Source organism: Spirosoma aerolatum (genome assembly GCF_002056795.1).
Classification (GTDB): domain Bacteria; phylum Bacteroidota; class Bacteroidia; order Cytophagales; family Spirosomataceae; genus Spirosoma; species Spirosoma aerolatum.
The window spans coordinates 2,665,026-2,683,428 of record NZ_CP020104.1 but is presented as its reverse complement, the minus strand read 5'-3'; the positions used below and the strand labels follow the sequence as shown (position 1 = coordinate 2,683,428).

Annotated in this window: 16 protein-coding genes and 1 tRNA gene; 8 read left to right on the top strand and 9 right to left on the bottom strand. The window is 46.8% G+C overall.

Annotated features, from left to right (window positions below; all coding sequences use genetic code 11):
* Window positions 1–54: 54 nt before the first annotated feature.
* On the bottom strand, window positions 55–2,616 hold the full coding sequence (locus B5M13_RS10760; RefSeq protein WP_080055674.1) for a DUF7133 domain-containing protein: 2,562 nt from the start codon (window positions 2,614–2,616) through the stop codon (window positions 55–57).
* 179 nt (window positions 2,617–2,795) lie between these two features.
* Here B5M13_RS10760 and B5M13_RS10755 point away from each other — a divergent pair, with 179 nt between their 5' ends.
* Window positions 2,796–3,377 carry a Uma2 family endonuclease gene (locus B5M13_RS10755; RefSeq protein ID WP_080055673.1) on the top strand — a complete coding sequence of 194 codons (582 nt, stop codon included), beginning with the start codon at window positions 2,796–2,798 and terminating at the stop codon, window positions 3,375–3,377.
* 110 nt (window positions 3,378–3,487) lie between these two features.
* On the opposite strand, the gene B5M13_RS10750 is transcribed toward B5M13_RS10755, so the two are convergent.
* Together B5M13_RS10750 and B5M13_RS10745 are read right to left on the bottom strand one after the other, a co-directional pair.
* The gene (locus B5M13_RS10750; RefSeq protein WP_080055672.1) at window positions 3,488–3,943 is read right to left on the bottom strand and encodes a hypothetical protein; all 456 of its coding nucleotides are present in this window, start codon (window positions 3,941–3,943) and stop codon (window positions 3,488–3,490) included.
* 313 nt (window positions 3,944–4,256) lie between these two features.
* Window positions 4,257–6,029 carry an ABC transporter ATP-binding protein gene (locus tag B5M13_RS10745; RefSeq protein WP_080055671.1) on the bottom strand — a complete coding sequence of 591 codons (1,773 nt, stop codon included), beginning with the start codon at window positions 6,027–6,029 and terminating at the stop codon, window positions 4,257–4,259.
* Window positions 6,030–6,192: 163 nt separating this feature from the next.
* Here B5M13_RS10745 and B5M13_RS10740 point away from each other — a divergent pair, with 163 nt between their 5' ends.
* Window positions 6,193–6,720: a hypothetical protein gene (locus B5M13_RS10740; protein WP_170061118.1), complete on the top strand. Its 528-nt coding sequence runs from the start codon at window positions 6,193–6,195 to the stop codon at window positions 6,718–6,720.
* A gap of 13 nt (window positions 6,721–6,733) precedes the next feature.
* On the opposite strand, the gene B5M13_RS10735 is transcribed toward B5M13_RS10740, so the two are convergent.
* The 4 genes from B5M13_RS10735 to pdxH all read right to left on the bottom strand — a co-directional run bounded on the left by B5M13_RS10735 (window position 6,734) and on the right by pdxH (window position 12,293).
* Window positions 6,734–7,714, bottom strand: coding sequence for an ADP-ribosylglycohydrolase family protein (locus tag B5M13_RS10735; RefSeq protein WP_080055669.1), 981 nt, complete (start codon window positions 7,712–7,714; stop codon window positions 6,734–6,736).
* A gap of 140 nt (window positions 7,715–7,854) precedes the next feature.
* Entirely contained in the window at window positions 7,855–9,750 is a 1,896-nt protein-coding gene (acs, locus tag B5M13_RS10730) for an acetate--CoA ligase (protein ID WP_080055668.1), read from the bottom strand.
* Window positions 9,751–9,949: 199 nt separating this feature from the next.
* Entirely contained in the window at window positions 9,950–11,512 is a 1,563-nt protein-coding gene (locus B5M13_RS10725) for an MFS transporter (protein ID WP_080055667.1), read from the bottom strand.
* 139 nt (window positions 11,513–11,651) lie between these two features.
* Entirely contained in the window at window positions 11,652–12,293 is a 642-nt protein-coding gene (pdxH, locus tag B5M13_RS10720) for a pyridoxamine 5'-phosphate oxidase (protein ID WP_080055666.1), read from the bottom strand.
* 94 nt (window positions 12,294–12,387) lie between these two features.
* Here pdxH and B5M13_RS10715 point away from each other — a divergent pair, with 94 nt between their 5' ends.
* From B5M13_RS10715 to B5M13_RS33790, 6 genes are all read left to right on the top strand, one after another.
* Window positions 12,388–14,673: a DUF349 domain-containing protein gene (locus tag B5M13_RS10715; protein ID WP_080055665.1), complete on the top strand. Its 2,286-nt coding sequence runs from the start codon at window positions 12,388–12,390 to the stop codon at window positions 14,671–14,673.
* 106 nt (window positions 14,674–14,779) lie between these two features.
* A tRNA-Thr gene (locus B5M13_RS10710) sits at window positions 14,780–14,863 on the top strand.
* 126 nt (window positions 14,864–14,989) lie between these two features.
* Window positions 14,990–15,463, top strand: a complete 474-nt coding sequence (locus B5M13_RS34075; protein WP_245859354.1) for a winged helix-turn-helix domain-containing protein — start codon at window positions 14,990–14,992, stop codon at window positions 15,461–15,463.
* A 19-nt stretch (window positions 15,464–15,482) separates the two neighbouring features.
* On the top strand, window positions 15,483–15,998 hold the full coding sequence (locus B5M13_RS34070) for an IS630 family transposase (protein ID WP_245860049.1): 516 nt from the start codon (window positions 15,483–15,485) through the stop codon (window positions 15,996–15,998).
* Between the two features lie 28 nt (window positions 15,999–16,026).
* Window positions 16,027–16,806: an abortive infection system antitoxin AbiGi family protein gene (locus tag B5M13_RS10700; RefSeq protein ID WP_080055664.1), complete on the top strand. Its 780-nt coding sequence runs from the start codon at window positions 16,027–16,029 to the stop codon at window positions 16,804–16,806.
* Between the two features lie 49 nt (window positions 16,807–16,855).
* Window positions 16,856–17,143, top strand: coding sequence for a hypothetical protein (locus B5M13_RS33790; RefSeq protein WP_179950485.1), 288 nt, complete (start codon window positions 16,856–16,858; stop codon window positions 17,141–17,143).
* A gap of 97 nt (window positions 17,144–17,240) precedes the next feature.
* Here the strand turns inward: B5M13_RS33790 and B5M13_RS10695 are convergent, their stop codons facing one another.
* The gene (locus B5M13_RS10695) at window positions 17,241–17,699 is read right to left on the bottom strand and encodes a hypothetical protein (protein WP_080055663.1); all 459 of its coding nucleotides are present in this window, start codon (window positions 17,697–17,699) and stop codon (window positions 17,241–17,243) included.
* A 1-nt stretch (window position 17,700) separates the two neighbouring features.
* Window positions 17,701–18,234: a hypothetical protein gene (locus B5M13_RS10690; protein WP_080055662.1), complete on the bottom strand. Its 534-nt coding sequence runs from the start codon at window positions 18,232–18,234 to the stop codon at window positions 17,701–17,703.
* Window positions 18,235–18,403: the final 169 nt, after the last annotated feature.

Below are 18,403 nucleotides of genomic sequence, written 5' to 3'. Positions count from 1 at the left end.
ATAATGAATAATGGGCAGCTCATCCTCTAAAGACACACATTATGCATTATCATATCAATTCCCATTTGCCGGAGCTTTGGCTTCAAGTACATACTTATTTAGCTCTTTAGCGGTCCAGGGCACTACCCTACCCTGCGACGTCACACGGGTCATGCCTACGGTTCGTCGTCCCATTGGCCCTGCGTTGTTTCCCCATTCGTTTCGGATATAGGTCAGAATGGCGGTAATGACGCCATCGTCCATGGTTGAGTGCGAAGGCATAACAGGCAGAATATCAGGCGCATCGTACATTTTCTTATTCACTTCGATGGGCCCCTCAATACCGTGGAGAACAATGAGTGCCAGCCGTTTTTCGTCGCCCAGTACCCAGTCAGAGCCAATGAGCGGTGGAGCAAATCGGGCTAGTCCAGCACCATCGGTTCCGTGACAACCCGAGCAGGTACTTAGGTAGTGCTGACGACCTAACACAAACAGTTTTTGTTCCTCATCGTTCAGCAGGCTTTTGGTCTGCGCAACGGCCTTACTGGCGGCATGTCCGGGCCATTCAAACATCGTATTCAATGTAGCCAATCGCGCCGGGTCGACTTTCGCGGCTGAGCGGGTGAGCAGACTAGGCGCCGATACCAGTTTAACCGGTTTCATTTTAGTGTTGCTTCCACCCATCGACAAGCCCGTAAGAACGGCTTTCTGCTGCCAACCCAACGGTTCTTTTCCCGTATCGAGTTTCGCCAGAAGCGCACTGAGCTGAGCTGGATTTCGGTTACGAGCGATCGATGTTGCCAACATTTCGATGAAAATTTCTTTCGTAGGCTCATGAGTCTGCCACTGCGGAGAAGCCAGTAACCGCTGCAAAAACGCGGCTTCCTGGTTCGACAGACTACTCATTACCGCATCGCGAATGAGTGCCGAATCACCATAGCGTTGTGTAATATTGGCCAATAAGGGTTGGGCGTCGGCAGGGTCAAGTGCACTGGCAGAAAGTGCCATCTGAAGAATTTGTTCGATGGGGGCCTGTTCCCAAATACCTAATAATTGCTTGCCTAATTCTGCCCGAACGGTTTTATCCGCTTTGGCGAACGGTTCCAGCAATCGGATGGCGGTGGATTTGACAAGTGTATTCTGATCGGCTAATACACTCAGCAACAAATCAGGCTTGCTCAGCTTTAACCCATCCAGTGTCCATAAAGCATGAAAACGACCTAGCGGCTGTGTTCCTTTCAAAACAACATTGGTCAAGGCAGCCTCCACTCGCTTATCAGCCCGGTCTATCAGCAATGCCTGCGCCATATCCCGATGCCAGCCGTCTGGGTTCGATAACTCGGCCACTAACTCATCACCCGAAGCCTGCGACAACTTCCTGGCTTTCTGCGCTTTCCAGTTTTGGGGCACTACCCGCCAGATACGGCCCCGGTTAATGGGTTGGACCAAATCGCGCGATAGGGATTGTTCTCGCAAGTATGGCGTCACATACGCCTTATGCTGAATTACACCCCGGTACATATCGGCGATGTATAAAGCGCCATCGGGACCTGTTGCCATATGAACCGGCCGGAACCGCTCATCCGTCGAAGCCAGAAATTCTTTTCCGGGATGTGGGTCGTGAGCCGTCAGGGATAGCCCTTTCGATTCGGTTACATTGCGTTTAACCAGATTACCAGCGGGTTCACAAACGAACACATTGCCATAGTAGGAAGATGGGAATGCCGTTCCCCGGTAAAACAGGGGTGAACAAGCAGCTGTAAACTCCTGCAGACGCCCTTCCTTATCCAATGTACCGGGAATATAGCCCCGGTTAACGGCGGGGTTTGGTCGGATCGGGTACACGCGTCGGTCGATGGTCAGCCCATGGTCGATACCCGTTGTTGGCTTATGGTTTTTATTGCGTGACAGGTAGTTGGGCGGAACCAGATCGGCGTGGAGTTGCGACCAGTTGTAGTTGTAGTACAGGCGTCCCTGGTCATCATGACTGATGCCCCACTGCCCACGGAACTCGGTACTATCGCGAAGCCATTTTCCATTGGCTAGTTTGTAGCGCACCCGCGCTTTGGCATTGTAATACCAGTTGTCCATGCTACGCCAGAGACCATTTGGTGCGTGTTCGGGAAGCCCTGTAGCGGCATACTGATCGTCGATGAGGGTTTTCGTATCAGCCTTCAGATCACCATTGGTGTCTTTGGTGAGCCAGAGTGCTCCATTTTCGGCAATCAGTGCTCCATTGGGTATCAGGGCAATAGCGCGGGGCATAACCAGACTATCCAGATAAACTTTGCTAACATCCATCCGGCCATCGCCATCGGTATCCTCCAGAATCGACACTCGACCAACCTTTTTCTCCTCGCCCGCACCGTCGATGTTCATCATGAATCCGCGCATTTCGACTACCCACAGCCGACCATCTTCATCGAAGGTGATCGCAACGGGATCTTCGACCATAGGCTCAGCCGCTACCAACTGAATATCTAGCCCGGGTTCAAGCTGAAACGTACTGAGTTCTTCGGTGGGTGTTTTGGCAGGCGACGGCCCTTCCCCTGGCTCCGTTCGGATGTTTGTTTTAAAACTCAGCAGGCAGAAAAGTCCAACACAAATCAGGCAGAGATAATAAGCAGGCTTACCCATGATACATAACGTAGCATTATTACCAGAAAAAGCATTATTAGCCGGATACTACTTGTGTACCAATCGAGTTTTAACACCGTCTTATTAATTAAGCCAGTAGTATCACCGGTATAAATCAACGGTTTTGATTCGTTGGTATCGTTTTGTAGATTTGTTCCTAACGAACAACATACTCAATCATGCAATTGCCCCTCAACATTCCCCAAATCGACCGCTTCACCGATGAAGAGTTAGTCCAGTTCTGTCTGGCTAATCCCAACCTTCGTGTTGAGCGCGATGACAATGGCACTGTATATATTGATATGTCTCCTACCCATTTATTAACCAGCGCGAATAACAGTGAGTTAAACGGTGAGTTTGTCATCTGGAACCGTAAGACGAAAGCTGGTAAAGTTATTGACTCGAACGGCGGTTTTTTTCTGAGCGACCAATCGATGAAAGCACCGGATGTGGCCTGGATTCGGCGCGAACGCTGGGATGCGCTGAGTAAAAAGGACAAGCACTCATTTCCGTACCTGGCTCCCGATTTTGTGCTCGAACTCGTCAGTGATTCCGATCACCTCGACGCGGTTAAAGCGAAAATGGAGAAGTGGCTGGCCAACGGTGTTCGCCTTGCCTGGCTGGTTTCGCCCAACGAGAAACTCACCTACATTTACCGCCCCAATCAACCCGTCGACACTAAAACCTTTTCAGAAACACTATCAGGCGACGATGTGCTGATTGGCTTTGAAACCGTGTTAGCCGATATTCTGGAAGATTGATGGAATAGGCAAATCATTGCTTCGCGCTCTACCAGTCCATTAGCCCAGTTAAAACAAAACCGCCAGCCTCTACTGACTAGCGGTTCATTCACTTTGTTCCAAAGTTTAGCTTAGTTAGCGCAAACGTAGGTTTCGGCCACGGCATTACTGCTTGCGTCGGTATAGGTTATTAAGAAAGACGAAGTGCTGAGAAAAGTTAATGTCTGACTAATGGGACCAATCGGGTTAAAACCGCCGAAGGTAACCGTTTTTGAAAGTGTTACCGTACCATTGTTGCACGTATAGGTTCCCCCTCCTGCGCCACCCGTGCCGCAATATTCAGGGTCTTTCAGCAAAACAAATTGTCCCGTCAGCTTTCCGCCCGGAAATGTAAGTATCAAACCTTGCTGGCATGGTGTGATCGCTTCAACGCTATTAACGGTTCGACTCGTCAATCGCCAGTTTGCACAACCAGCGACTCGGGTTGCGACATCATCGCAGGAAATGGATGGGGGAAGGCGGTGGTCGGCGCACGACCAGATAATGGCTAAAAAGCCGTACAGAAAAAAGCGTAATAGGTTTTTCATACTATGTAAGTGTTAAGTGGTTTAACCTATTCATATGTAGGCACTTACAAAGCTAATCATATGTTTTAAAGTTTCAACAAATTGTACTACTATAAAAAATGAAGTTATTTCAACACCAGAAATAGTCAGATATAACTATAAAAAAGACAGTACTATAAACTACAGTAGCTATACGTTCCAGCCAGTTTGTCAGCACGATCTGGATGTCCATTTAACTTCTGGCTAAACAAAAAACGCCAGGTTAAACGTCCTGGCGTTTTTTAGACATTTTTCGCAGAGAACTTTATTCGCTATGCCTCTGCCTTTAATCCATTTACGCGGTAGCCAGAGCTTTGCGCTCACCGATTTGCTGACGCCACATAGCGTAATACAGTCCTTTCTGTACAAGCAATTCCTCATGACGGCCCTGTTCAACAATGTGCCCCTGCTCCAGCACAAAAATGCGGTCGGCATGCAGGATCGTACTCAGACGGTGGGCAATCAGAATAGTAATCTGCTGGTTCATAGCCGATACGGTGCGCACGGTATCCGTAATTTCCTCTTCGGTGAGCGAATCCAGGGCCGATGTCGCTTCATCAAATACGAGCAACGAAGGTTTACGAAGTAACGCACGGGCAATGCTAAGCCGTTGCTTTTCGCCACCCGACACTTTTACTCCCCCTTCCCCTATAACGGTATCAAGTCCCTGCGGGGCACGGGCCAGCAGCGAGTCGGCAGCTGCCTGATGCAACGCCGTTAGGCATTCTTCGTCCGTTGCGTGGGGCGCTACAAAACGAAGGTTTTCCCGAATGGTTCCGGCAAATAACTGCGTATCCTGCGTGACGAAGCCAATTTGCTCCCGAAGCTCATCCAGATTCACATCTGCCCCCGGAATACCATTGTACAAAATCTGTCCACTTAATGGCCGGTATAAACCAACCAATAGCTTAACAAGTGTCGTTTTACCAGACCCACTCGGCCCGACAAAGGCCAGTGTTTCACCCACCTGTGCATCAAACGAAATACCATCGAGAGCTGGTTTGTTAGCCGTCAGATGTTTGAAATGAACATCGTCAAAGGCCAGTGTCTTGAGCGAATGAACCGGCTGTGGAAGCGCAGGCTGCACATCGCGGGGCGTGTTCAGAATCTGCTGGAAATTGGCCAGCGACGCTTCCGTCTCCCGATATACGTTGATAATATTACCCAACTCTTGCAACGGCCCGAAGATGGCGAAAGAGTAGATGAACAGCGAGAAAAATTCACCCACCGTAATGCGTTCCTGCACCACCAGAAACAGCATAAACAGCATGATGGCGTTACGGAGCAGGTTTACAAACGTGCCCTGGATAAACGACAGCGACCGGATATAGCGAACCTTTTTAAGTTCGAGCTTCAGGATTTTTTCGGTTGTGGCATTCAATCGTTCGGTTTCCTGTTGTGCCAGTCCGAGGCTTTTCACCAGTTCGATATTACGTAAACTCTCTGTTGTTGAACCCGCCAGAGCCGTTGTTTCGGCAACAATCGTTTTCTGAACGACCTTAATTTTTTTGCTCAGCAACGAACTCAGAATACCCAGCAGCGGAATAGTCAGGAAGTAAACCGGAGCAATTGGCCAGTAGACTGTTGAGGCATACCACATCACGAACACGATACCGACAATGGAGGTAAAGAGCACATTCACAAACGATTGAATCAGCTTTTCAACATCGGCTCGCACTTTCTGTAACTTACCCAATGTCTCTCCCGAACGTTGATCTTCAAAGACTTGATAGGGCAATTCGAGCGAATGCCGAAGCCCATCGGTATAGAGCTTAGCGCCCAACCGCTGGGTAATTACGTTAACGTAGTAGTCCTGAAAGTTTTTGGCAATTCGGCTCACCATTGCTACACCAAGCGCTTGTAAAATCAGCAGGCCAGCTCCGTTTTTCAGGAAGCTCCAGAAACTAATCGGCCGAAGGGCTCCACCGGGTTTAACAACATACTGGTCAATAATTTTTCGAAAAATGTACGGATCAAGTAACGAGAAAATCTGGTTGATGGCGGCTAGGACAAGAGCGAGTGCCAACAGGCTCCAATAACGCCGTAAATAGCTGTAAAGAAGTTGCATAGGTATTTGTGTAGGAGGTATATGAGCAGCGTAGAAATGCAGGGCTGCCCTGCTATACAACACAAAAACAATCAATTTAGGTCGCTAACTCTGCGCAAAGCCTATCGATTTGTAAACTTTACGAACGCTTGGCACCTTGGCGTTTAAGCCCGAACTTTACTCCATGAAAAATACATTTCTACTCCTCCTGACAATTGGTTTATTAGCTGCCTGTGGACGCTCTGAAAAAACGCAGGAAGCACAAACTCCATCAAAAGCCGACTCAGTAGCGACCGCAACCCCCAAACCCAAAGATTGTAAAACCGTTGTCGATGCTGACAAGCTGGGAAAATCCGATGTGTATCAGGAATCTGGTAAGTCAATCAAGGTGACCTTAACGCTGGCGCAGGATACCAGTTCAACCGAGACGTCGGGCGGCTGTTATTTCAATAACACGATCACGGTACTGGCAACAAAAAAATCAGGCAGTCAGCTATTCAAACGTACATTGCTCAAAGATGATCTGCTGTATTTTATCAAAAGCGATGAGGTAGTAGAACGCTCAGTCCTGAAAACCGTCACCTACAAACCAACCTTCAACGGCCAGCGCTACATTAATCTTGTCATGCGTGTAGTTGACCCCATCAGCCAGAAAACAGCCGACTACACCCTGTTCATGAATTACTTCGGGGAGATTGTAAAGGTAAAGTAGTACACCCCTCAACTTAATGAAGTGACGTAAACAATCTAGTAGCAAGGTCAAAAATGTCCTGCTTTCGGGCAATAGCGTCCACCCAGGATTCTGGTATAGCTTCCAAGCCATAATATAACCCGGCAAGTCCTCCCGTTACACAGCCAGTAGTATCTGTATCATTACCAAGATTTACTGCTTTCAATACGGCATCAACATAACTATTTGTTGTAAGGAAAGACCACATACTAGCTTCCAGGGTGTGTATGACATAGCCTGACGACGCAATTTCAGCTTCGGTATATTGATCGATAGGCCTTATCTCATAGTCGCCAATTGGATTTTCCAATAATCTGTGGAAGTGATTCAGTTCCTTTTCTGCAAGGGCTGCATGCTTCTTAACAAAATCGTTTACTTCTGCCTGCATGGCTTTGAAGGCCTGGCGCTTTTCAAATCCTTTGATTAGTAGTAACGCATATTCACAATAAATAAAACAAGCAAAAACTGATCGAATATGAGCATGAGTCATCCCGGACACCTGTGCAATAATCCGAAAACGCTCATGAATAGCTTTGTCTTTAAGATAAAATACGATCGGCAAAATACGCATCAATGACCCGTTACCATTATCCTCCTCTCCAGCACCCCCAGAAACTAATCGATCAACACCACTCGCTACCCTATGCAAAGCTCTCGACGTAGCTATACCTATATCAAACACAGAGCCATGTGGGGTCCAGAGTGTCCCTTCGTACCACTGCACAGATTTCACTGCAATATCATTGAGACTATACCCGCCACATAAGCTTTCCGCTAAGCAAAAAGCCAATGAACTATCATCTGACCAAGTTCCTGGCGGCTGATTGTGTGTGCCATAACCCATCATGTCAGTAACAGTATGGTCTCTTAAATAACTACGAGTCAAAAATTCAACTGGTACTCCCAGAGCATCGCCAACACAAAGCCCTACAAGCGCATCTAGTACATAATTTGATGAAACGACAACGCTATTCATTGATTCTGCAAGTCTGTTAAAGGGTTGATCGTACTATAATAATTCATTGAATTCAGGTCAATCAATAACAATATAAAAGCGGGTTACAACTATCGATCAATGGTTGTAACCCGCTTTTATATGCGAAACTCAGAACAGATTTACAAAGCTCCCGCTTTAATCTCTTCTACAACCGCCGGATCGAGCAAGGTAGTCGTGTCGCCGAGATTACTGGTATCGCCTTCGGCAATTTTGCGCAGGATTCGACGCATGATTTTCCCCGAACGGGTTTTAGGAAGCCCCGTCACAAATTGAATTTTATCGGGCTTGGCAATCGGACCGATTACCCGGCTTACCGTTGCCAGAATATCACGCTTGGTCAGGTCAGCGTCATGTCCATTCGGTTCCTGATCGGTAATCACATAGGCATATATGCCCTGCCCTTTGATGTCGTGCGGATAGCCGACTACCGCACTTTCCACTACCCCTGTGTGCATGTTGATGGCATTTTCGACCTCGGCCGTCCCAATCCGATGACCCGATACGTTCAGCACATCATCGACCCGACCTGTGATGCGGTAATAGCCGTCTTCATCACGGAGGCAACCGTCGCCAGTGAAATATAAACCCGGATAGGTAGCGAAATAGGTTTGGCGGCAGCGTTCGTGATCGCCATAGGTTGTCCGTAAAATACCCGGCCACGGAAATTTCATGCACAAATTGCCACTCACGCCATTGCCTTCGATTTCTTTACCCGTTTCATCCACCAGTATCGGCTGAACACCCGGCAAGGGTAGTGTGGCATAGGTTGGTTTGGTTTTGGTAATACCCGCCAGTGGGGAGATCAAAATACCACCCGTTTCGGTCTGCCACCAGGTATCGACAATCGGACAGCGGCCCTTACCGATGTGCTCGTCGTACCAATGCCAGGCTTCCTCATTGATCGGTTCGCCAACGGAGCCAAGCACCTGTAAGCTGCTCAAATCGTGGTTTTCGACTTTTTCCAGTCCAAATCCCATCAGCGACCGAATTGCCGTAGGAGCCGTATACAGAATATCAACGTTGTATTTATCGACAATATCCCAGAATCGGCCCGCATCAGGATAGGTTGGAACGCCTTCAAAAATAATCGACGTGGCACCACAAGCTAGCGGCCCATATACAATGTAGCTATGCCCGGTAATCCAGCCAATATCAGCTGTACAGAAGTGGGTCTGCCCTGCCTCATACTGAAACACATTCTGGAACGTATAGGCCGCATATACCATGTAGCCCCCGCAGGTATGAACCACGCCTTTGGGTTTCCCGGTTGAGCCAGAGGTGTATAGAATGAACAGCATATCTTCAGCGTCCATTTCTTCAGCCGGGCATTCGGCCGTTACCTGCTTCAATTCCTGCTCCCACCATACATCCCGTCCTTTCAGCATCGAAACAGGCGTTCGGGTACGGGTTAGCACAATCACTTTCTCAACACTTGGGCAACCAATGAGTGCATCATCGACTGTACTCTTCAGTGGAATTTCTTTATTGCCCCGGTAGGCCCCATCGGCCGTTACTACAACTTTACACTGTGCATCATTGATCCGGTCAGCGATACTTTGTGCCGAAAATCCACCAAACACTACGGAGTGAATAGCACCAATTCGGGCACAGGCCAGTACAGCGATGGCTAGTTCGGGCACCATGGGCATATAAATACAAACCCGGTCACCTTTTTGTACACCATTACGTCTTAACACATTGGCAAATCGGCATACCTGGTCGAACAGCATCTTATAAGTTAGTGTAACGCCCGCTTCAGCCGGATCGTTAGGCTCCCAGATAATGGCCGGTTGATCACCCCGGTCAGCCAGGTGCCGGTCAAGACAGTTTTCCGTAATATTGAGTTTACCTCCTATAAACCACTTTACATTGGGTTCCGTAAAATTCCATTGCAGGGTTTTGGTCCAGGGTTTACGCCAGTGAAAATTCTGGGCAATTTCGGCCCAGAATTCTTCCGGGTCTTCTACGCTTTTCTGATAAGCGGCCTGGTACTCGTCAAAGGTTCGGATACGCATAATCAAATGAGTGATTGAGCGAATGAGTGATTGAGTGAAAAAATTCGCCGACAAAGCTATTTACTCATTTACGCATTCACTAATTCATACGCTAGATTTAATGACTGACGGAAGCTATGGTTCCACACGGCATCCGGATTGCTCGGCTACGATTTAATCGCGGATGAGCAGGTAAATACTAGTAAGTCAGATTACTCTTTTACTCTTTAGCTCTTTCAGTCTTTAAATAAATTACCCCTATAATTAGACAAACGCTGGCTACCAGAATTGGGTACCAGAGTCCTTGCAGATACGGTTTGGAGATAGAGCCCGGAACAGCTTCATTGGCTTTAGTGGCCGATGCCACCAGGGCCGTTGCAATAAACGGGGTTAAGCCCCCGAAAATCCCATTGCCGACGTGGTAAGGCAACGACATAGATGTGTAGCGAATACGCGTCGGGAAAAGCTCGACCAGGAAAGCAGCAATGGGTCCATAGACCATCGTCACGTACAACACCTGCACAAATACCAGAAGAATCATCAACCAGAAACTATTGTTCGGTAATACAACGGCTTTGGTAAGCTCAGGCTTTATCGCTGGAGAGGCCGAATCAGGTCGGGTAACGGTCCGCTCAATGTCTTTGGCAACGAGCCCATCCGAATAAAAATGGGTAGTTGTCATGGTCGTTACCAGGTTGCCGTTATCCTGTTTACTTAATTTCCGATCAATGGTACGAGCATCGCTAAACTCCTCCCGCTGGCTCAGATCGGCCAGATTGTACATTTTGTCATAGATGGGCCGGTACGTCAGAACGCCCAGCGCCATACCCACCAGCATAATCGCCTTCCGGCCAATCCGATCTGACAGTCGCCCAAAAATGACGAAGAAAGGTGTAGCGCCTAACAGGGCAATGGCCACAATCACATTCGACTGAACGAACTCGACATTGCAGGCTTTTTGCAGAAACGACAGCGCGTAAAATTGCCCTGTATACCAAATTACGCCCTGACCAGCCGTAGCCCCGAACAAGGCCAGCAAAACCATTTTCAGGTTCTGCTTCTTACCGAAACTTTCAGCCAGCGGATTTTTCGAGATTTTACCTTCGGTTTTAAGTTTGGCAAACAGGGGGGATTCGGCCATGCGCATCCGAATAAGTATAGATATGCCTACCAGTACGATAGACAGCAAAAACGGCACACGCCAACCCCAGTCCGAAAATGTATCCACTCCTAGCGACTCACGGGTAAGCAGAATTACCCCCAGCGACACAAACAGGCCCAATGTAGCTGTCGTCTGAATAAAACTAGTGTAATAACCACGTCGTCCTTCGGGGGCATACTCTGCCACATACGTAGCCGCTCCCCCATACTCCCCTCCCAGCGCCAGCCCTTGTACCAGCCGTAATAAAAGGACCAACAACGGAGCCCAGAAACCAATGGTTGCATAGCCGGGAATTAGCCCAATGGCAAACGTAGAACCACCCATCAGCACCAGCGTAACCAAAAACGTATATTTACGTCCTACCAAATCCCCAAGTCGCCCAAATACCAGGGCTCCAAACGGGCGAACCACAAATCCAGCAGCAAACGTCGCCAGTGTCGATAGCAGCGCAGCCGTCGGATTATCAGTTGGAAAAAATTGAGTGGAAAGAATGGCGGCTAAACTGCCAAAAATGTAAAAATCGTACCATTCGATCAGCGTTCCGACCGACGAGGCCGAAATAACGCTGAATAAGGTACGATTATCAACCGCCTTTTTGGCGCTGGCTTTCTTGGAAGGCATGAAACGAGTCTTTTGCCAATAAGCAACCCAACTATAAATTTTACCGTACTACTAATTGAATGATCGAATTGTTGAATGATTGAATTGTACCCTCGCCAGGTATTTATTCAATCATTCAACAATTCGATCATTCAACAATTTATGGTGAAAGCCGCTCGATGATCCATGCTTCTTCTACCTTTCGATAGCGGATTCGGTCGTGTAATCGGCTGGGGCGTCCCTGCCAGAATTCGATGGCATCGGGCACCACCCGAAAGCCACCCCAGTAGGGTGGTCGCGGAACGGATTGACCCGCAAACTGCATGTCCAGTTCACGCTGCCGGGCTTCCAACACCTCGCGACTGTCGATCACCTCCGACTGGTGTGACACCCATGCCCCGATCTGACTACCGCGAGGGCGGCTGTTAAAATACGCGTCCGAATCCTCATTACTTACTTTTTCTACCCGTCCTTCAATCCGAATCTGGCGTTCGAGTTCAGGGTAAAAAAAGGTCAGATTGGCAAACGGGCGATTGGTGAGTTCACGCCCTTTTCGGCTTTCGTAGTTTGTGTAAAATGTAAACCCGTCGTCCGAAATATCCTTTAAGAGCACAATTCGTCCGTCGGGTCTACCTTCGTCTGTCACCGTACTAATATGCATGGCGTTCGGTTCAGGGACCTTAGCTTGTAAGGCGGCATCGAACCAAAGCCGAAACTGAGCGACCGGATCCGGTAAAACATCTGCTCTGTCCAACCCGTTCAGAGTGTATTCATTTCGTAACTCACTAATTGCTGAGGGCATTATATTAAGGCCTTTAACGGCTTTTCAATTTCTGTACTACAAGAAAATCCGTATATTATCGTACTTTTGCAAAAGTAATCGGTACGTTCCCAACATGGCAAACCAAGAACAGGAAATTAACCAGCAACCAGAAACCACCCATCAGGCCACTGAGTCGCTGGAAGTGAATACCCCCGAAGATACCAATACCCCCCCCGAAACCACCGTCGAGGGCCAAGAAACTACGCCCGAACAGGCAGAATCGTCAACCACACCAACCGCTGAAAGCCAATCAGAAACTGGGGTTGATAGTGCTCCTATCACTGAACCGACTGCTTCGGCTACTCCCGAAGACGCTACAGTAAATTCGGAAGAAACTCCATCAGGTTCGGCATCAGTTGATGAACAATCGGCTGCGGAATCTCCTGTGGTAGAATCGGCAGATGAACCCATGGTAGAAACTCCTGAAGCGACACCCAGTGACGCATCAACGGCCGATGTAGTACTAGAAGTCCCCGTAGCAGAGACGACGGAAAACCCGGTCGACCATGAGCAACTCCCAACCGAGTATGCCGATTTAACGGAAGTTGAAGAAGAAGCCGCTGCCCCAGAAGCCGATTACAGCCATTTTTCGAAACAGGATTTTGTTAATCTGCTTGAAACCCAACTGGCCTCCGTTAGTCTGGCGACCGTAACGCCTGGTGATTTCAAGAAGGCCGATCAGGTTCTTAAAGAGGTAAAACCTCTGTTCGACCAAATGAAGCGGGCCGAGCGCGAAGCAGCTTTGCAGGCTTACATGGCAGAAACAGGTGCCGATGAAGGATTTGAGTATAAGTTTGACGATACAGTTTTGCGGTTCGAAGAACTATACAAGCAAATCAAAAGTCTGAAAAATACCTATTTCCAGAACCTCGATAAAGCTAAGGAAACAAACTTCGCGTCGAAAACAGACTTACTTACCCGGTTGCGTGAACTGGTCGAAAACGACGAAAACAACGCGGGAGACCCCAAAGCTAGCTGGAATGAGTTCAAGAAAATCCAGGACGAATGGAAAGCGGCTGGGAATATGAACTCGCCACACAATGCAACCCTCTGGGCTACCTACCATGCTCTGGTTGATCGGTATTACAGCAATCGAAATATCTATTTCGAGCTGAAAGAGCTGGATCGTAAACGAAATGCAAGCCTGAAAACGGAGGTTATTGAGAAGGTTGAAGCCATGGCGAAAGCCTCGGAAGGGACGCCGGTTACCCGACAAACCATCGACGAAGCCAATGCCTTGTTTGAAGAATACAAGCACATAGGTCCGGCTCCAAAAGCCGAGCAGGAAGTGCTGTGGGGCCGGATGAAGGCTGCTCTCGACGTTCTCTATGATAAACGCCGGGATCAGACCAACGAGCAACGCAAAGAGTCGGCACAACTGTACGAAGAGAAGTCAGCTATCTACGAAGAGCTGGTTCCCATAACTTCCTTCACCTCCAACAGCATTAACGACTGGAACGACAAAACGAAAGTTGTTATGACGTTGCAGGATCGCTGGAATGCCATCAAAGGGCCCATGCCCCGCGAAGAAGGCAAGGAACTGAGCAAGAAGTTCTGGGCAGCGTTGAAAACCTTCTTCCATAACAAGGGCGAATTTTTCCGGCAACTTGAAAGCAAACGGGAGGAAAATCTTCGCGCTAAAACACAGCTTTGTGAGCAGGTAGAAGCCATTCTGGCTTCAGGTGAAGAGTCGCCTGAAACCACGCAAACTGTTATCGAACTGCAACGTCAATGGAAAGCCATTGGCCAGGTGCCCGAGAAGCAAAAAAATACTATTTTTGACCGATTCAAAGCGGCTTGTGATGCATTCTTCAATAAGAAACGGTCGAAAAATCAAGAGACTGAGCGGGAATTTGAAGAGAATTTAGCGCAGAAAACTGCCCTGATCGAACGAATTGAAGCAGCCGCCAGCGCAAATGCTGACCTCTCAGAATTGAACGAATTCAAAAAAGAGTGGAACGCGATTGGTTTTGTTCCGAAAAAGGACATGCAGGCTACTCAAAAACGCTACATCAACGCCATTAACGCGCTGGTTGGTGCAACTGGTAAGATTCCGGCCAAAGATAAAGAGCGCATCATGCTCCAGAGTGAAGCGGAAGCGACTCGTTCAGGAAGCTCACGGGGTGGACGTGATTTCAACCGAGGAGATCGCGATGGAGGAGGCAACAAGCGTGAAAACGACATTCGCCGGAAGATTACGGCTATCGAGAATGACATTGCTACCTATCGGAACAACATCGAGTTTTTTGCTCGTTCGAAGAATGCCGATAAACTCCGCGCCGACATCGACAAGAAAATTGCCGAAGCCGAAAAGCAACTAGACGAATTACGTCATCAGTTACGCGTAGCCCAGGCCTAGAAGTCGGTTTTAGTTTTGATCGGTCATTGGCGCAGTTGAAACTAAAAAAAGATTTGGCTTGCATGGAATAGAAAATAACTCTATTTTTGCACCACAATTCAGGATCGCCAGTGTCGGATAGCGGTCGATTCCGCCTGATTTGTAATCAGGATGCGCAAGCGCGTCGGGGGTTCGAATCCCTCCACTGGCTCACTCAAAATCAAGCACTTACGTTTTTAGCGTGAGTGCTTTTTTGCTTTGGTTGCAATACAACTTGCAATACATTTTTATTATTGATCCGTGAATAGGTTTGTAATGTTCGTATCTTGCCTTCATTATGGCAAGCTATCAACAGACCCAATATGAAGTCCTGCGCCGACGATGTGCCACTCTCCATCAAGAAGGCTGGAAACAGGCCGATATCGCTCAGGCCTTAGGGCTAACTCAAGGCTGGGTCAGTCGCACTATAACTAAATATCGTCAGCAAGGTCAAGATGCACTGACTTGGCGCAAACCTGCCGGGGCTACAGCTAAGCTGACTAATACGCAACTGGCTCAACTAGTTGAGGAATTGAATAAAGGAGCTGAGCATCATGGCTTTCCGGGCCAGATATGGACCCGTCCTCGCGTCAATGAGGTGATCAAAAAGTTATTTGCTGTCAGTTATGACCCCTCACAAGTAGGCCGGATTTTAAAAAAGGTGGGCTGGAGCAGACAGAAGCCGCAGCGCAAAGCCTATCAACAAGATCCTCAAGCGGTTGCCCAATGGAAAGAAGAACGCTTACCCGAACTCAAAAAAAGCCCAAATTGAAGGGCGCGTCATTTTATATGTGGATGAATCGGCTTGTTATTTGTTACCCATGCTGGCTAACACATGGGCCCCTCGGGGGCAAACACCGATATTAGTTGAGCAAGCGGGACGGGCTCATCTAAGTTTGATCGCTGCTATTGCGCCTAACGGTCGTATCTATGTAGCGGGGCAAGACCAGCCGTTTACGGGTGAAGATATTGTCTGGTTCCTCACTATGCTGTGCGGGCGTTATCGCAAACGAAATATGCTGGTGATCTGGGATGGGGCTGCCATCCACCGCAGCGAGGCCGTCAAAGCTTTTTTGAAAGCACGTCCAAACCGAGTTCATTTAGAGCGTTTACCGGCTTACAGCCCAGAGCTGAATCCAGTAGAACTGATCTGGAGCTACCTGAAAGGTCAGTTAAAGAATCAGGTGTTCACTAATTTAGATGAGCTAACAATTGCGATTCGTGAACAAATTAAACATCTACAAGCCAATCATGAGTTAGTTAAGGCTTTTTTCAACAAAGAGGAAATAGCCTTCATTACAAACTAATTCACGCATCAATAATACCTGTTTACGTATGGATTATTCGATTGATAATAGAGTATACGAGCCTTCTAAATTAGAATATCCCATTATTCATATTACTCAAAGTTGGACAATCTTACAAAAGATTGTTTTAGAAGGGTTTAAGCCAAGTTATTGCACTGAATCCTTATCTAATAATGATAAAGAAATCACTGCCGCTTTCCCAATGATCTCATTCACGAATATGAGTGTAGAAGATGCCAAGAATTTGCTGAAATCTTATGGCACATTAGCTATTGCTATGAAAAAGTCATGGGGAGCAGAGCATAAACTTAACCCAGTTTTATATTTAGATAGGTCATCTGAGCTTACAAATCATATCATAAATGCTTTCAATTTTATCAACCATTCACCCTCATGGCGGATCGAACCAGCGGTTTTTGGGAGACATGTCGATCATAAAGGTTATTTAATCAAAACGTTAATTGATTTATTCTCATATTCTAAGAATTATGACGGAAAGTTAATCCGGAGTGATACACGTATTAGGGAAGACTATCGATTTGGATTAGAAAGAGAATGGAGATATATAGTTAGGGATGAAAGATACCCGCCATTCTTAATAGGGGAAAAGATTGATCAAAAGCAAGTCTACAATGACATGATTAGCCACATAAGAGTTGACTTTGAGATTAAAGATATAGATACAATTGTTGTTGAGACAAATTATGAGGTCGAGGAAATCAAAAAAATTTTATATACAAAATATGGTCCTCAAATTGAATTACCCCCAATAGAAATTAATCCAAGAAGACACATATATGAGGAATAAACCACACATATGTGTCTTCTCTTTCGGAGGGATCAAATCAAATACCTCTATGAACTACTCTGTTCGGCTAATCGTTAGCTTCGCCCTATTACTTTCACTCAGCCAGTGTAAGGAGCCATCCGAAACAACTCCTAGCGACTCCACGCCTACCCGTGACGACAACATGGCGCTAGGAAATCCTGACGGCGCTAAATCATCTGGATCTAGTCCCAATGCATATCTGATTACTCGCTCTACTTATTCGCTTTCCTACAACGACTCCACCGGTATAGCTATACCGGTGGAGCTGGCATCTGTCAGTGACCTGGAAAGGATCGGCTTCACGCTACGCAGGTAATTCTATTCCTGACTCAAGTAAATCACCCATTATAAAGAGTCTGACAGTGGTTCATGGATAGTTCACTAATTATGTATGTGCCTAAATTCCATCACTATTATTCTTTTGGAATGACATTTTGGAGTATATCATTAAAAATACTTGCCGCCCTTTCATTAATAAAATTTTCAACAGTTCTATAAAGTTTCTCTAAAAGCTTCTCCACTTCAACTGTATATGGATCAGGCTTGACAGCTTTAGCGGATTCAATCTTTTGAAGTGTTTCTAATATTGATGTAGCTGAATGATATAAGCTAGATGAGCCTTGCTCGTTTGTCTTAGCCGTTAATTTAAGAATACTATCTTTTGTCCTTTCATCAATGATTTGAAATACATATTCACGTGCAGACAAGACTTTCTGTATAGAGGTTATGTATTTATTATCATCTGTCAATTTTGATTCATAAAAATATGTGGACGGGTTTTGCTGTTTCCAGTTTACCTTGCCAGAAGCAGTCATAGTAACTAGCGTATCGATATTATATAATATCTGTTTTTTCGAATTTACAGTAGCCATATTATTGTGGGTTTACGGTGCGCCGTTCGAACGTTCCAATTAATTCTCCTATCTGGCCATTTAAAACAGCAAAAGGGCCTTCTACTGCATTGTAAACAGCGTTACTTACTCCATCAGTTTCATCGCTGTAAGGCCTTACATCGTCCAATATTGCTCGGATTGCATCAAGCATCTGTTCTACCTGTTGTATAATTGTTTGTAGGTCTTGCTCATTCCGATAGGGGGAAATTAATCGTCTGATTTTACGATTGTATTCGGCTAGGATATCTCGGCAAGTAGTGTATCGAATATTGACTTCAAATTTGTCATGTTTTTGAACCAACTCTTGCAATTCCATGGCAATTGCCTGACTTTTCACTGACTTGGCTGCCTGTTCTGCAGCTTCCTTAGCGCGTTCTGCTTCTTTATATGCTAGCCAAGTTAACCATAAACCAAGACCTGAAAACGCTGTGGATATTAAGAAGTCCGGTTTTCTATAGAAGGGTTCGGCAACGACCAGACTGATGTCTTTTATCAGCTTTAAAATTTCCTCCATGAACAGGTTGACGGTAGATGTAATTAATTCACTAGTCCAGTAAAGTTATAAAAAGCTAGGAATTCACTACTAATAACCCAACGAACAGTTTGTTATTATAAATCGATGGCTTCTACCTTTCAGTAGATTAATCCTTTATCAAAATTTGAAAAGACCGATGGTATATCAA

Coding starts and splice junctions, on each gene's coding strand:
- B5M13_RS10760 (WP_080055674.1), bottom strand. CDS start 2,616: ATGGGTAAGCCTGCTTATTATCTCTGCCTGATTTGTGTTGGACTTTTC.
- B5M13_RS10755 (WP_080055673.1), top strand. CDS start 2,796: ATGCAATTGCCCCTCAACATTCCCCAAATCGACCGCTTCACCGATGAA.
- B5M13_RS10750 (WP_080055672.1), bottom strand. CDS start 3,943: ATGAAAAACCTATTACGCTTTTTTCTGTACGGCTTTTTAGCCATTATC.
- B5M13_RS10745 (WP_080055671.1), bottom strand. CDS start 6,029: ATGCAACTTCTTTACAGCTATTTACGGCGTTATTGGAGCCTGTTGGCA.
- B5M13_RS10740 (WP_170061118.1), top strand. CDS start 6,193: ATGAAAAATACATTTCTACTCCTCCTGACAATTGGTTTATTAGCTGCC.
- B5M13_RS10735 (WP_080055669.1), bottom strand. CDS start 7,714: ATGAATAGCGTTGTCGTTTCATCAAATTATGTACTAGATGCGCTTGTA.
- acs (WP_080055668.1), bottom strand. CDS start 9,750: ATGCGTATCCGAACCTTTGACGAGTACCAGGCCGCTTATCAGAAAAGC.
- B5M13_RS10725 (WP_080055667.1), bottom strand. CDS start 11,512: ATGCCTTCCAAGAAAGCCAGCGCCAAAAAGGCGGTTGATAATCGTACC.
- pdxH (WP_080055666.1), bottom strand. CDS start 12,293: ATGCCCTCAGCAATTAGTGAGTTACGAAATGAATACACTCTGAACGGG.
- B5M13_RS10715 (WP_080055665.1), top strand. CDS start 12,388: ATGGCAAACCAAGAACAGGAAATTAACCAGCAACCAGAAACCACCCAT.
- B5M13_RS34075 (WP_245859354.1), top strand. CDS start 14,990: ATGGCAAGCTATCAACAGACCCAATATGAAGTCCTGCGCCGACGATGT.
- B5M13_RS10700 (WP_080055664.1), top strand. CDS start 16,027: ATGGATTATTCGATTGATAATAGAGTATACGAGCCTTCTAAATTAGAA.
- B5M13_RS33790 (WP_179950485.1), top strand. CDS start 16,856: ATGAACTACTCTGTTCGGCTAATCGTTAGCTTCGCCCTATTACTTTCA.
- B5M13_RS10695 (WP_080055663.1), bottom strand. CDS start 17,699: ATGGCTACTGTAAATTCGAAAAAACAGATATTATATAATATCGATACG.
- B5M13_RS10690 (WP_080055662.1), bottom strand. CDS start 18,234: ATGGAGGAAATTTTAAAGCTGATAAAAGACATCAGTCTGGTCGTTGCC.